Origin of the sequence: Marinoscillum furvescens DSM 4134 (assembly GCF_003386095.1) — a bacterium.
Taxonomy (GTDB): Bacteria; Bacteroidota; Bacteroidia; order Cytophagales; family Cyclobacteriaceae; genus Marinoscillum; species Marinoscillum furvescens.
In genome coordinates this window covers 196,041-209,839 of record NZ_QREG01000001.1, presented here as the reverse complement: position 1 = coordinate 209,839, position 13,799 = coordinate 196,041, and the positions used below count along the sequence as shown (strand labels likewise).

12 protein-coding genes are annotated in these 13,799 nt (G+C 47.4%); 9 read left to right on the top strand and 3 right to left on the bottom strand.

Annotated elements, in window-relative coordinates; genetic code table 11:
* Positions 1–8 precede the first annotated feature (8 nt).
* Positions 9–542, bottom strand: a complete 534-nt coding sequence (locus C7460_RS00865) for an NADPH-dependent FMN reductase (RefSeq protein ID WP_115866166.1) — start codon at positions 540–542, stop codon at positions 9–11.
* A gap of 182 nt (positions 543–724) precedes the next feature.
* Here C7460_RS00865 and C7460_RS00860 point away from each other — a divergent pair, with 182 nt between their 5' ends.
* The 7 genes from C7460_RS00860 to C7460_RS23585 all read left to right on the top strand — a co-directional run bounded on the left by C7460_RS00860 (position 725) and on the right by C7460_RS23585 (position 7,443).
* Positions 725–1,426, top strand: coding sequence for an SDR family oxidoreductase (locus C7460_RS00860; protein WP_115866165.1), 702 nt, complete (start codon positions 725–727; stop codon positions 1,424–1,426).
* A 6-nt stretch (positions 1,427–1,432) separates the two neighbouring features.
* On the top strand, positions 1,433–2,338 hold the full coding sequence (gene gldA, locus C7460_RS00855; RefSeq protein ID WP_115866164.1) for a gliding motility-associated ABC transporter ATP-binding subunit GldA: 906 nt from the start codon (positions 1,433–1,435) through the stop codon (positions 2,336–2,338).
* Entirely contained in the window at positions 2,335–3,060 is a 726-nt protein-coding gene (gldF, locus tag C7460_RS00850; RefSeq protein ID WP_115866163.1) for a gliding motility-associated ABC transporter permease subunit GldF, read from the top strand. The genes gldA and gldF overlap by 4 nt, the downstream gene beginning before the upstream one ends.
* Positions 3,057–4,739, top strand: coding sequence for a gliding motility-associated ABC transporter substrate-binding protein GldG (gene gldG, locus C7460_RS00845; RefSeq protein WP_170147838.1), 1,683 nt, complete (start codon positions 3,057–3,059; stop codon positions 4,737–4,739). The genes gldF and gldG overlap by 4 nt, the downstream gene beginning before the upstream one ends.
* Position 4,740: 1 nt before the next feature.
* Positions 4,741–5,631: a hypothetical protein gene (locus tag C7460_RS00840; protein WP_115866161.1), complete on the top strand. Its 891-nt coding sequence runs from the start codon at positions 4,741–4,743 to the stop codon at positions 5,629–5,631.
* A 119-nt stretch (positions 5,632–5,750) separates the two neighbouring features.
* Complete coding sequence (dnaN, locus tag C7460_RS00835) at positions 5,751–6,875, top strand: DNA polymerase III subunit beta (RefSeq protein ID WP_115866160.1); 1,125 nt, start codon at positions 5,751–5,753, stop codon at positions 6,873–6,875.
* A 424-nt stretch (positions 6,876–7,299) separates the two neighbouring features.
* Positions 7,300–7,443 carry a hypothetical protein gene (locus C7460_RS23585; protein ID WP_170147837.1) on the top strand — a complete coding sequence of 48 codons (144 nt, stop codon included), beginning with the start codon at positions 7,300–7,302 and terminating at the stop codon, positions 7,441–7,443.
* 127 nt (positions 7,444–7,570) lie between these two features.
* Here C7460_RS23585 and topA read toward each other — a convergent pair whose 3' ends face one another.
* Positions 7,571–9,910, bottom strand: coding sequence for a type I DNA topoisomerase (gene topA, locus C7460_RS00830; RefSeq protein ID WP_115866159.1), 2,340 nt, complete (start codon positions 9,908–9,910; stop codon positions 7,571–7,573).
* 121 nt (positions 9,911–10,031) lie between these two features.
* Between topA and C7460_RS00825 the strand changes: the two genes are divergently transcribed.
* Together C7460_RS00825 and C7460_RS00820 are read left to right on the top strand one after the other, a co-directional pair.
* Positions 10,032–10,502, top strand: a complete 471-nt coding sequence (locus C7460_RS00825; protein WP_115866158.1) for a SixA phosphatase family protein — start codon at positions 10,032–10,034, stop codon at positions 10,500–10,502.
* Between the two features lie 9 nt (positions 10,503–10,511).
* Positions 10,512–11,636 carry a glycerate kinase gene (locus C7460_RS00820; RefSeq protein ID WP_115866157.1) on the top strand — a complete coding sequence of 375 codons (1,125 nt, stop codon included), beginning with the start codon at positions 10,512–10,514 and terminating at the stop codon, positions 11,634–11,636.
* A gap of 85 nt (positions 11,637–11,721) precedes the next feature.
* Here C7460_RS00820 and nagB read toward each other — a convergent pair whose 3' ends face one another.
* Positions 11,722–13,644, bottom strand: coding sequence for a glucosamine-6-phosphate deaminase (gene nagB, locus C7460_RS00815; RefSeq protein ID WP_115866156.1), 1,923 nt, complete (start codon positions 13,642–13,644; stop codon positions 11,722–11,724).
* Between the last annotated feature and the right edge of the window lie 155 nt (positions 13,645–13,799).

Genomic DNA, 13,799 nt, shown 5'->3' with positions numbered 1-13,799 from the left:
GCTTTTGGTTAAAACCCAATAAGCAAATCTGCCTGCTGCTCCAGTAGCTCCATATAGAGTTTGTTCGCTATTTCGAAGGATTCACCGTCAGAGAGGTTGGCTTCTATACGTGCGAGTTTGGGCTTCAGTGCCAGTACATGCATGCCACAGTAGTTGAAGATGTCGGTGAGGTGGCTGAGTGCCAGACCGGCGCCTTGTACTCCCGAGGAGAGTCCCACCAGTGCGCATTTCTTGTTGGTAAAAGTGTGTGGGTACTCAAGGCCGTCTATAAAGGCCTTCAGCACTCCCGGAAAGGAGCCATTGTACTCAGGTACAATAAATACATACTTTTGAGCAGCTTTCATTTGCGCTCTAAACGCATTGAACGCTTCGTTTTTACCTGAATTTTCATACAGGGCCGAGACGGTAAAATCATCAGGTAGATCATTTAGATTGATAATTTCACTAGCCACATCGCGTTCTGCTAATATGCGCTGGTATAGAAGACTTATTTGATAAGAAACCGCGTCGTTGCGGTTGGTGCTGCTCACGATTGTAATCATAGGGGGCAAAATTACTAGGAATCGCTCAACCAAAAAAAGCAAAGGTCAGAATGCGGACCCTTTAGCTTCAGTGGGCTAAATCGTGCAACACTTAAAGGCGCCATCCAGTTTACGGTATTGGTCTTTGACCATTGTAATCCATAGAAAAACAAAGCATATTGCAAACCCTAAAAACAAACAACATGAGTCAGTTAAAAGGAAAAAAAGCGATCGTTACGGGCGTAAGCAAGGGGATTGGTCTCCACATCGCACTTCAGCTACTAGAGCAAGGTGTGAAAGTGGTCGGCTGGAGCCGCTCGCAGCCAGACATCACGCACGATGATTTTCACTTTGTGGAAACAGATGTGGCCGATCTGGACTCTGTGGAAAGTGCCTATAGTGAAACTACGAACCTCATTGGAGAAGATATTCACATCTTGATCAACAACGCGGGATACGGAATAGCAGGTGCCATCGACGAGCTGCCTATCGAAGACTGGAAGGGCATGTTTGATGTAAACGTCCATGGCCTGATGTACTGCACCCGCGCGGTAGTGCCCCAGATGAAAAAGATGGATCAGGGCCATATTGTCAATATCAGTTCTATAGCCGGACTCAACCCGGTGAAAAACATGTCGGGCTATGCAGCTACGAAGCATGCAGTCACAGGCTTTGGCCACTCTCTGTTTATGGAGCTGCGCGACTGGGGTATCAAGGTGACCAATGTGTACCCTGGTAGTGTAAAGACAAACTTTTTTGATGATTTTGACGGGATAGATGCGCATGACAACATGATGCGCCCCGAAGATGTAGCAAAATCTGTAGTAGATCTTTTAGATTCGCATCCAAACTTACTTCCAGTGGATCTGGAGCTGCGACCGCTCCGCCCAAAAGGAAAGCAATAAGCACACATGGTATCTATCCAGCAGCTGACGAAAATATTTGGAAGGCAATATGCCGTAAATGAAATTTCATTTGAAGCTCAAAAAGGCCAAATCACTGGCTTTTTGGGGCCAAATGGTGCCGGCAAGTCCACCACCATGAAAATGGCTACAGGCTACATACGCCCTACTGCAGGGCGTGTGGTGCTGGAGGGCATAGATGTGGAAGCGGAGCCTCTACAGGCCAAACGCATCACGGGTTACCTGCCGGAGCACAATCCGCTCTACCTGGACATGTACGTGCGAGAGTTTTTGCGTTTCGTAGCGTCTGCGTATGGACTAAAGCAGCCAGGGCGTAAAGTGGATGAAATGATTGAGTTGGTAGGCCTCACGCGTGAGCGCAGCAAAAAGCTGAGTACGCTTTCTAAAGGGTATCGTCAGCGTGTGGGGTTGGCCAAAGCCCTCATCCACGACCCGAAAGTGTTGATTTTGGATGAGCCCACCTCGGGCCTGGATCCCAACCAAATACTTGAAATCCGTCAGGTAATCAAAGACATTGCTGTGGACAAGACGGTGATCCTCTCTACTCACATCATGCAGGAGGTAGAAGCCATCTGTGATCATGTGGTGATCATCGATCGGGGAAATCTGGTGGCTGATGATAAACTTACTGTTTTAAAAGAAGGGCTCAACGACACCACCGGGATCATACTGGAGTTTGAGCAGGAGGTGGACCAAAAAGTATTTGAAGAAGCGGGATTTGAACCTCAAGCCATCGGGGAGCGATCGTACCTCATAAACTCCGAGCGGCCAGACTTGCGTGCAGAGCTTCTCAGGATTACCTCTGAGCAAGACCTCCCGCTGGTGAGCCTCACCCGGGCACAAAATTCACTGGAAGAAATTTTTCATCGCCTAACTCAAAAGTCGGAAGCATGATCAGTATTTTCTTCAAAGAGATCAATGACTTTCTCAACTCACTTATCGCCTACGTGGTGATCGGTGTGTTTTTGATTGGTATCGGCCTGCTCATGTGGGTGTTTCCAGATACCAATGTGTTGGACTATGGTTATGCCACTTTGGAGCCATTGTTTAGCCTGGGGCCGTATGTCTTTATGTTTTTGATACCGGCCATTACCATGAAGTCTTTCGCCGAAGAGCGCCGTACCGGCACCATTGAGCTTTTGCAAACACTGCCTTTTAGAGATGCTGAAATCATTGTTGGTAAATTTCTGGCTGGATTCTTTTTAGTGCTATTTTCAGTGCTGCCCACGCTGGTGTATTACTATAGCCTCCACTATCTGGGCAACCCTGTGGGCAATCTGGATACGCCGGGTATCATCGGCTCCTACATCGGGCTGGTACTGCTAGGTGGTGTGTTTACCGCTATCGGTATTCTAGCCTCAGTACTCACAGGCAATCAGATCGTTTCGTTCATTTTGGCAGCTTTTCTCTGTTTTTTCTTCTACGCAGGGTTTGATGCACTGGCAGCCATCAATATTTGGGCTGACTGGTCGTATGTTGTTTCCGAAATTGGCATAATGGCTCACTACACGTCGATCAGCCGCGGACTGTTGGATTTTGTAGATGTCGTATACTTCATAGGCCTCATTGCAGGCATACTGATGCTCACACAGGTAATACTTGGATGGCGAAAATGAAAAGCTCAGGATATAAAACAGGACTTTTACTCAGGCTGGGGATAGGTCTCCTTTCGGTGGTGCTTCTTTTTCAGATAGCACAGCGTTATCCTTTTCGGATAGACATGACCGAAGAAAAGCGCTACAGCATTTCGGAGCCTACCAAAAAATTACTGCAGCGGCTGGATCAGGACGTAGTGGTAGAAGTATACCTGGCAGGTGAGCTGCCAGGTAATTTTTTACGGTTTCAAAAAGCCATTCGCGAACTTTTGGAGGAGTTTGCCATCTACACGCCTGGCACATTGGATGTAAAGCTGGTAGACCCGGCACAGGCCAGTAGCAGTAGGGCGCGCAATCAGTACTTTCAAGGGCTTATACAGCAGGGGTTGCAGCCTACTAATCTCAACTACAGTCAGGATGGAAAAAACACCCAAAAACTCATTTTTCCCGGGGCGGTGATTTCTATGGGAGGGCGAGAGCTCGCCGTTAACCTGCTAAAAGGCAACCGCGCCAGTGGGCCAGAGGCCATTATCAACCAGTCCATAGAAGGGCTCGAATATGCCTTTGCCAATGCACTGCAGCAGCTGGCAAACCCTACGCGCAAACGAGTGGGTCTCGTGCTGGGGCACGGTGAACCAGATACCACACAGTTGGCGGGGCTTACCAATCTGATTCTGAGCAAATACGACTTGTTTAGAATCAACCTGCCAGAGCGGAAGACGCCCATCACTGGCTATGATTTGCTGCTCATCACTAAGCCCACAAAACCTTTTTCCGAAAGGGAAAAATACCTCCTGGACCAGTATGTAATGGCTGGAGGACGGGTGGCTTTCTTTTTGGATGCCCTTCGGGTAAACATGGACAGTGCTTCTGGTGAAGGTACAGTAGCCATTCCCTACGAAACCAATCTCAATGACCTGCTTTTTCGCTATGGCGTGCGCATCAACCAAAACTATGTGGTAGACCTCAACTGCGGAGATTTTCCGGTGGTGGCAGGCAATATTGGCGACCAGCCTCAGATTCGCATGCTGCCCTGGCCGTACTTTCCGGTGATTACCAACTATGGCAAACACCCGGTAGTGCGCAACCTGGACGCTGTGATGACACGCTTTGTGTCCAGCATAGACACCGTAAAGGCGGTAGGTGTAGAGAAAACTCCTTTGTTGCTGTCGTCAAATAATACCAAAGTGCTGGGAGCACCTATCACGGTGGCGTTTAATGACTTGCAAAGTGAGCTGCTTCCCGAAAAATTCCAGAAAGGCCCACAAGCTCTAGGGTATCTTTTGGAGGGTACGTTTACTTCCATGTACAAAAACCGTTTTCCTCCGGCTGGTTTTTCGCGCAATGAAATCGTGCCCGAGAGTGCGCCCAACAAGTTGGTGGTCATCGCTGATGGAGACCTCATCCGCAATGAACTAAGCCTGGAAGATGGCAAGCCTCTCCAGATGGGACTGGATCCGTACTCGCAAAAGACGTATGCCAATGAAGACCTGGTGATGAACCTGGTGGATTACCTCCTCGATGAAGATGGTTTGGTACAGACACGCGCCAAGGAGGTGAAGATTCGTCCGCTAGACAAAGTGAAAGTAAAGCAAGAGCGGCTCAAGTGGCAGCTGGTCAATGTGGCCTTGCCGGTGATTTTACTCGTACTTTTTGGGATTGTAAAAATGACCATTCGTAAACGCCGAAATACCTATTGATATGACAGGAAAGAATCGCACATTATTCGTGGTTTTCGTGGTACTGCTGGTGGTCAATGTGTTGTTTGCATTGCTGGGAGGGCGTACGTCTGGAGTGTCTTTCGACGAAACTAAATTTACTGTAGCTGATACAGCCGGCATAGCACGTGTGGTGATAGGGGAGTCTCTGGAGCTATCATCAGCAAATGGGCAATGGACGGTAAACGAAAAGTACCCTATGGATCCCGGGTTAAATAAGCTTTTGCTGACGATTTTTCAGCGGGTGCGAGTGAAAAAGCCCGTAGACGTACCAGTGCAGGAGCCACAGACTGTAGCACTATCGGGTTCACAGCCCATGACCTTCCAGGTGTGGGGCAATGCCACCAAAACCAAGACCTACTTTTCACTGCAAGGTGAGGAGGAAGCCTATGAGGTGCATATCCCGGGCTACAATGAATACCTTGGAGGCCTGTTTGAGCTCACCGCCAATCAGTGGCGAGACAGACTGCTACTCAACGCCAGCTGGCGCACCATCCAGCAGCTAGAGCTGGACTATGCTGCCGCAAAAGACCTTAAAATTGTGTTTGACAAAGACTTTTTCCAGGTGGATGGGATCGCACCTATAGATTCCAATGCCGTAGTGGACTATCTCAATCAGTTTCAGTTTTTTCAGGGGAATGAATGGGTGAGTAGCATGCCAGCATACGACAGCCTTTCGCGCCAGCCACCGCTAGCCACCCTCAGTGTGGAAACTCTCAGTGAGGAGCTCCCGGTTATTTTAGATATCTATCCGGCACTGCCCGGAGATCGCTACCAGCTGGTAAAAACCTATGATGAAGGACTGATACTCATAGACCGGAAAAAGGTGGCCAAAGTACTTCAAAAACCCGAAGATTTTTCATTTTCAGAGTGATGCCAATTTGGGCTTTAAATCTCGAATTTTGTGCTTAAATTTGACGCCCAATTGAAACTGGCTATGGACTCTCCGGTCAATTCGTACTCGAGACCGCTAAAGAAAAAACGAAACTTAGAATGAAATTCATTGTATCATCTTCCTATCTGTTAAAGCAACTATCGGCAATCAACGGAGTGATTACCACAAATCCTGTGGTGCCTATTCTGGAGAACTTCTTGTTTGAAATCAGCGATGGTACGCTTACCATCACGGCCTCAGACCTGCAGACCAGCATGATTACAGAGCTGGAGGTAGAAGCAAAAGAAGATGGCAGCATAGCCATGCCAGCAAAAATCTTGTTGGAAACCCTTCGAAACCTTCCTGAGCAGCCGGTGACCTTTTCTATAGATGGTGATACATACAGCATAGAAATCAACTCTGATAATGGTCGCTACAAGCTATCAGGAGAAAATGCCACAGACTTCCCTAAGGTGCCCACCGTGTCTGACGGGTACTCGGTAAACATGTCTTCGGGAGTGCTGGCGCAGGCTATTAACAATACCATCTACGCTACCAGTAATGATGAGCTGAGACCAGCCATGACTGGGGTGTACATCAAGCTGGATGAAACCAATACCACTTTTGTGGCTACGGATAGTCACCGACTCATCCGCTACAGACGTGTGGATATAGCTGCGGACATGGCGCACAGCATGATTGTGCCGCGCAAAGCACTTACACTACTCAAGGCTACCTTGCCTTCAGAAAATACCAACGTAAACCTGGAGTTTAATGCATCCAATGCATTCTTTAACTTCAACAACGTGAAAATGATCTGCCGCCTCATCGATGAGCGTTTCCCGGATTACGACAATGTGATCCCTTCGGATAACGAAAACACGATGAACATCAACCGTGCATCATTGCTGAGCTCACTGAAGCGTATTGCGATCTACGCAAACAAAACCACGCATCAGGTAAGACTCAAAATCACCGGTAGTGAGCTGATGATCTCTGCGGAAGACCTTGATTTCTCCAACGAAGCAAACGAGCGCCTATCTTGCGAGCACGATGGTGAAGATATCGAAATCGGTTTCAATGCGAAGTTTCTCATAGAGATGCTCGGAAACCTCGATGTGGAAGAAATCACCCTTAAGCTCAACGCTCCAAATCGTGCAGGAATCATCTTGCCTAGCGATCAGGACGATAATGAGGATATCTTGTTGCTCGTAATGCCAGTAATGCTCAACAACCACGTATAGCAAATCATTTGATCTCAAGACATACTAAAAAGCCCCGATTCGAAAGATTCGGGGCTTTTTTAATTTTAGGACGGGTCCATTTGTAGTCCCGAAGGAGGGCTTTGCACTCGGTGATGAATTCTTTGCAGATATAGGAGAAGGTCTTGCAGTCTTGTGAGAGGCTGTTGTAATTAAGCGAGAAACCTTCGCAATCTTGTGAGTAGGCTGTGCAGCTTGACCCTTGGCCATTGCAGGCAGTATAGAGGTCATTGCAAACACTGTAGCATGTCTTGCAATCTCTTGAGTGTTTGTTGTATTTTATGGCGAGATGCTGTCCGGCAAATAGCGGAAAGAGGTTGTGGTAATTAATTTCACTGTTTATATTGTAGGTGAATAGGGTTCAAAGGAAGAATCTTACTATTATTATCACCTAACCAAATACGAAATGAAAATCACAAAAAGAGATGTAAAATGCTTTGTCCTTGGTTTTCTCACCCTGCTTGTCATTGAGTTTGCCTGGAACTGGAATGATCATGTGGAGTCCTTTAAGGAAGGGTATCGAGCGGGTACTAGCCAGGATGTCAAGTAGGCTTCTGGTGCGCTATCCGTGAGCGCTATCTACTGCAGGGAAGTATTAGAAAGCCGATAGCTCTTAGTTGTCTGGAAATTAAACTACACAAAAAAAGCTGCCTCGAAAGACAGCTTTTTTTAATGCTTTATTTTTTGGCTTTGCGACGACCGCCGCCACGGCCCTTTTTCTCTGGAGTTTTTTCAGCTAGCTCCTTACATTCCTCAAAAGTCAGCTCTTCCGGCTTTTTGTCTTTCGGGATTTTTACATTTTTCTTACCAAACTTGATATATGGACCATAGCGCCCGTTTAGTACGAAGACATTTTCATCCTCATCAAAAGTCTTGATGTACTTGTTAGCATCTTCTTCACGCTTTTGCTGGATGAGCTCTATGGCTTCTTCCTCGGTGATCGTAAGCGGATCTTGCTCTGGTTTCAGCGATACGAATTTACCCTGATGACGGATGTATGGACCGTATCTGCCTACTGCGGCGGTCATGACTTCACCTTCAAACTCACCCACTTCTCTTGGGAGTTTGAAGAGCTCTAGTGCTTCTTCCAGTGTGATGGTCTCGATGAGTTGACCATGACGCAGACTGGCAAATTTTGGCTTTTCTGCTTCCTCGTTTTCTTCATCGATCTCTCCGAGCTGTACATAGGCGCCGTAGCGTCCCAGTTTTGCGATGATCTTTTTGCCGGTCTTGGGATCTTCTCCCAATTCACGACCCGCATTTACCTCAGAGCGTTTGAGTTGCTCCGTGTTTTCGATTTTACTATGAAAGCCTCCATAAAACAGCTTGATCATATCTCGCCACTGGATCTTGCCACTGGCGATCTCATCAAACTCCTGTTCCACCTTGGCAGTGAATGAAAAATCAATCACATTAGGAAAGTGCTCCACCAGAAAATCATTTACTACCATGGCGGTATTGGTAGGGAACAGCTTGTTTTTTTCTGCACCCGTAATTTCTGTCTTGGTGCTTTCATCTACAGTGCCACTAGCGAGTAGAAGTTCGCGGTATTGGCGCTCATGGCCGTCACGGTTTTCCTTGGCGATGTAGTTTCGCTTGATTACCGTAGAGATTGTAGGTGCATAAGTAGATGGACGTCCTATGCCCATTTCTTCAAGTTTTTTCACGAGGCTGGCTTCCGTATATCTAGGTGGGTGCCTGGTGAAGCCTTCGCGAGCGAGCATGCTTTTGAGGTCTAGCTCCTGACCCACAGACAGAGGAGGTAGCATGCCTTGCTGCTCTTCTTCATCACCTTCTTCGTCGGTAGACTCGATATATACTTTAAGGAATCCTTCAAATTTGATCACTTCACCTTTCGCTACCAGCTTTTCATCGTTGGTACTGATGCCAATGGTGGCAGTAGTTTTTTCCAGTTGTGCCTCTGACATTTGGGAGGCAATGGCTCGTTTCCAGATCAGTTCGTAGAGGCGCTGCTCTTTGCTGTCTTTGCCGGCTTCCAGCACGGAAAAGTTGGTGGGTCGGATAGCTTCGTGAGCCTCCTGTGCACCCTGACTTTTAGTCTTGAAGTGGCGTTCTTTGAAAAACTCCTCTCCATATGCCTTTACAATCTCTCCTTTCGCGGAAGCGATGGCCTCCTGAGAGAGGTTTACAGAGTCCGTTCTCATATAAGAGATCTTACCGGCCTCATACAGCTTCTGGGCTACAGACATGGTCATGGCTACTGGGAAGCTCAGCTTGCGGCTAGCTTCCTGCTGTAGGGTGGAGGTGGTAAACGGAGGTGCTGGAGATTTCTTAGCAGGTTTAGTTTCTAGGTTTTCGATATTGAAAGCAGCATCTTTACACTGCTCCAGGAAAGTCTTAGCTTCCTCTTCGGTTTTAAATTTCTTCGGCAGGTCCGCTTTGAGCACCTTGCCATTTTCCAGATTAAAAAGTGCGGTGATTTTGAAGCTGGATTCTGCGTTGAACTGCTCGATTTCACGCTCACGCTCCACCACCAGGCGTACAGCTACCGACTGGACGCGTCCTGCTGAAAGTCCTGTTTTGATTTTTTTCCAAAGGACTGGCGAAAGCTCATAACCTACCAGGCGATCCAGGATGCGGCGCGCTTGCTGCGCGTTGACGAGATCTTCATCGATGCCTCGTGGGTTTTGGATGGCATTTTGAATGGCATTTTTGGTGATTTCACGAAAAACAATGCGTCTTGTTTTTTGGTCATCCAGATCCAAAGCCTGGGCCAGGTGCCACGAAATAGCCTCTCCTTCACGGTCATCATCCGATGCCAGGAAGATGGTCTCTGCTTCTTTCGAGAGTTTTTTTAGCTCTTTTACTACATCCTTTTTGTCGTTGGATATTTTGTAGGTGGGTTCGAATCCGTTTTCAATATCGATTGCAAAATCATCTTTGGGCAAATCTCTCACATGCCCATAGGATGATTTCACCTGGTAGTCCTTACCCAAATATCCTTCGATCGTTTTTGCCTTTGCCGGCGACTCTACTATAACCAGGTTTTTTGCCATGCTGTGATTTTTTTGAGGCGGTAAATATCTCTCAAATTTTATTAATTAACTAAAAGTTGGAGGGTGATCCACCAATCGGTAACTTAGAAACTTGGTAATGGCGTAACCCAAATGCAGCGAAATGGTTAGGAATCTTTATTTGCTTCGGCACGGTCGTGCCGCTCACGGTTTTGACATGGCGGATATCGACCGCCCCCTTATCTCTACAGGTATCGCTCAGCTGACCGAATTGGGCGCCTATATGAAAACCAAAGGGTTTGACCCGGACAAAATTTTTTGCAGCACTGCTAAACGAACTCGAGAAACTGCTAAAGTCATTACTGAACAAATTGGGTACAGCAGGCCAGTAGAGTACAGGGAGGATATTTATGAAGCCTCTGTGAAAACACTTTTTGAAATTGTCGTGGGCTGTGATGATGCGCATCAAACCGTACTAATTATCGGTCACAATCCGGGAGTTTCTTACCTGTATGATTACCTCACCGAATCCAATTTTGGTGATATGACTCCAGGTGAATTGGTAAAGATTGAATTCGAAGACCTTTCATGGAAAGAGGTGTCTCAGGGTTTAGGAGTGAAAAAGACACTTTAAATTTCAGGGATGCCAAACGTCCTCATCTGTCCGAATGCATTCAAGTCCTCACTATCTGCCGAGGCTGTGGCTAAAGCTATCGCGGCTGGCCTGGAGCAAAGTAGGCTGAGTTGCACCTGCACAACATTAGCTATAGCGGATGGCGGTGATGGTACACTGAAGGTGGTAGCAGAATACCTTGGGTTGCAGCTGCGAACGCTCGAGGTAAATGGTCCTCTTGGTAAGCACGTGCAGGCTTCATATGGAGTGAAGGGTGATATGGCTTTGATTGAGCTTGCCGAGGCTTCGGGATTGCACTTGCTTGATGAAAATGAGCTCGATCCATGGGCTGCAACTACCTTGGGGACCGGGCAACTGATAGCAGATGCTATTGACAAAGGCGCTCGCAAGATTTACCTGACTGTAGGAGGTAGTGCTACTGTAGATGGAGCGCTCGGTATCCTGGATGCATTGGGAGTTGTCTTCTATCATGAACTGGGGAGTATCCAGCAGCCGGTGCCTTCTGATTTTGGTCGGATTCATCGATTAGATATGCGTGAAGCAGCTGATTTGCTGGAGGGAGTAGCTCTCTACGTGCTTTCGGATGTGACCAACCCATTAATCGGGGAAAAGGGAGCTGCAGCAGTATTTGGTCCGCAAAAAGGGGCAAAACCAGAAGATATTGAAGTGCTGGATGCGGGTTTGCATCACCTGGCTGATGTGATCGAAAAGCACAATGGAGTGCATATTCACGACCTTTCTGGAGCTGGCGCTGCAGGTGGAGTGGCTGGTGTACTTCATGGGGTGCTAAGGGCTGAGCTGATAAACGGGGCTGAGCAAGTGCTGAAATGGTCTGGGTTTCGTGAGTTGCTGGCGGATGCCGATATAGTAATCACGGCGGAGGGACATATGGATGAGCAGACAGCTTTTGGTAAGGGGCCAGGGATGGTGGCCGGGTTGGCAAAGGAAGCCGGAAAGGTAGTAATCGGAATGGCTGGAGGTGTCTCAAAGGACCTCACGGAGCTGGAGGGTTTTGATGCTATATTTCCAGTGGTGCACGCTCCGGTGAGCCATTTTGATGCCTATGCGGCCACTGCTGATAACCTTTCACGCACGGCCCGACAAATAGGCAATCTGCTGGCTAAGAAATCCTAATCGAATCCTGATGCATAAAAAAAAGACCACCCGTCCGGTGGCCTTTTCAACTTATGAACAACTTTGCTTGTGAAGCCTGCGTCGATTAGAAGTGATAGCGGACAAATGCCTCCATCGCTTCGTATTCTGTAAGTCCGAGCTGATCGTAAAGTTGCGCTGTGGTTCGGTTGCGGTCTTCCGCTCTTTGCCAAAACTCACGCTTGTCCGATCCTGGAAATACAGGGGAGTCCTTTTGGGACTGGTGTTTGAAGATGGCCTTTCGCTTGCGCATCAGCTCTTCCGGGCTAATTGGAATTGCCATTTCTATGTCTTCGATATCCCACTCTTGCCATGCACCTCTGTAAAGCCATACATAGCAGTCTTTGAGCCACTCTTCACCTTGCTCTTTCAGTCTTTCCAGGGCTTTGAAGATGGCGTCCAGACATACGGCATGTGTACCATGTGGGTCTTGCAAATCGCCAGCGGCGAATATCTGGTGAGGTTTTACTTTTTGGAGCAAATCAATGATGATTTGAATGTCATCTTCACCAATAGGCTTTTTCTTTACCTGACCGGTTTCGTAGAATGGCAGGTTGAGGAAGTGCATGTTGTCATCCTTCACTCCACAGTAACGGCACCCTGCTTCAGCTTCTCCTTTTCGGATGAGCCCTTTGATTACTTTTACTAAAGGAGTGTCCTGCTCTCCAAGCTTCTTGCTTTCAAGAAATGACTTGAGTTCTGCGTATTTCTCACTAAAGTCAGAGTCAATGCCGAGGTGCTCTAGCAAATCTTTGGCAAATCCTCCAAAACGGTAAGCATCATCATCAAATACAGCGATATTTCCTGATGTTTGGTAGGCCACATGTACATCATGGTTTTGCTCTACGAGTCTTAGGAGTGTGCCTCCCATGGAAATTACGTCATCATCTGGATGTGGGCTAAATACGATAGAGCGCTTCGTAGCTGGCTGAGCGCGCTCTGGTCGGTCCTTGTCGTCAGAGTTGGGCTTACCACCTGGCCAACCTGTAATGGTTTTTTGGATGGCGTTGAAGATTTTAATATTAAGCTCATAAGCACTTCCCGCTTGAACCAACAAGTCCATCAGGCCTGAGTCTTTGTAATCATCATCGGTAAGCTTCAAGATGGGTTTGCCCAGCTTTAGACTCAGCCAGGTGACTGCACGACGCTTCATTTTGTCGTCCCAGTTGACCATCCCTGTGAGCCATGGAGTCTTGTAGCGTGCCAGATTTCCAGCTGCTGCTTCATCAATGATGACTTTTACGTTGGCATGCTGCTGGAGGAACGTAGCGGGTACGTCTTCACTGATTTTTTCTTCCACCATTTTCTGAACGATAGGTGCTTTGCCTTGTCCCCAGGCGATCAGGATGATCTTGCGTGCTTTCATAATGGTACCTACACCCATTGTGATAGCGCGCTGTGGTACGTATTCTTCCTTGATAAAGTCCTTGGCTGCATCTGAGATGGTCAGCGGGTCCAGCTTCACCATTCGGGTGGTGGAGTGGAGGGTAGAGCCAGGTTCGTTGAAACCGATGTGACCCGTACGACCGATGCCCAGTAGCTGAATATCTAATCCACCTGCATCGATGATCTTTTGCTCGTAAGCAGCACAGAAAGGCATTACTTCGTTTTCAGCGAGCGTACCATCTGGAATGTGGATGTTTTCACGCTTGATGTCTATGTGGTTGAAAAGGTTTTCGTCCATGAAGTAGACATAGCTCTGAAGAGCATCTGGCTGCATGGGATAGTACTCATCCAGGTTGAAAGTGATGACATTCTGAAAGCTAAGTCCTTCTTCTTTGTGCATTCGGATTAGTTCCTTGTACACCAAAATGGGAGAAGAGCCTGTAGCCAATCCCAAAACAGCATTTTCACCTTTTTGCTGCTTTTCGGTGATCACCTTTGCAATTTCTTTAGCCACCTTTTTGCTCCCAAAATCCTCACTCGGAAAGATCGAAACCGGGAGTTTTTCAAGGTGCTTTTCTGGATAATTGATGATTTCTGTGGTCATATATCTTAGATGTCTGTTGCTAAATCAAACGAGAATTTTCCTTCTCACGGATCAAAAGTAATAAAAATGAATAAATAATGTGTGCGCACACACTTAAAAAATTAAAAGATGTGTGCGCACACAACATCTTTGTATATATTAGTCGGTAGAAACAC

Excerpts from the sequence above, each read along its gene's own strand:
- C7460_RS00825 (WP_115866158.1), top strand. The coding sequence starts at position 10,032 with ATGGTTAGGAATCTTTATTTGCTTCGGCACGGTCGTGCCGCTCACGGT.
- gldA (WP_115866164.1), top strand. The coding sequence starts at position 1,433 with ATGGTATCTATCCAGCAGCTGACGAAAATATTTGGAAGGCAATATGCC.
- C7460_RS00840 (WP_115866161.1), top strand. The coding sequence starts at position 4,741 with ATGACAGGAAAGAATCGCACATTATTCGTGGTTTTCGTGGTACTGCTG.
- gldF (WP_115866163.1), top strand. The coding sequence starts at position 2,335 with ATGATCAGTATTTTCTTCAAAGAGATCAATGACTTTCTCAACTCACTT.
- C7460_RS00865 (WP_115866166.1), bottom strand. The coding sequence starts at position 542 with ATGATTACAATCGTGAGCAGCACCAACCGCAACGACGCGGTTTCTTAT.
- dnaN (WP_115866160.1), top strand. The coding sequence starts at position 5,751 with ATGAAATTCATTGTATCATCTTCCTATCTGTTAAAGCAACTATCGGCA.
- gldG (WP_170147838.1), top strand. The coding sequence starts at position 3,057 with ATGAAAAGCTCAGGATATAAAACAGGACTTTTACTCAGGCTGGGGATA.
- C7460_RS23585 (WP_170147837.1), top strand. The coding sequence starts at position 7,300 with ATGAAAATCACAAAAAGAGATGTAAAATGCTTTGTCCTTGGTTTTCTC.
- C7460_RS00860 (WP_115866165.1), top strand. The coding sequence starts at position 725 with ATGAGTCAGTTAAAAGGAAAAAAAGCGATCGTTACGGGCGTAAGCAAG.
- topA (WP_115866159.1), bottom strand. The coding sequence starts at position 9,910 with ATGGCAAAAAACCTGGTTATAGTAGAGTCGCCGGCAAAGGCAAAAACG.
- C7460_RS00820 (WP_115866157.1), top strand. The coding sequence starts at position 10,512 with ATGCCAAACGTCCTCATCTGTCCGAATGCATTCAAGTCCTCACTATCT.
- nagB (WP_115866156.1), bottom strand. The coding sequence starts at position 13,644 with ATGACCACAGAAATCATCAATTATCCAGAAAAGCACCTTGAAAAACTC.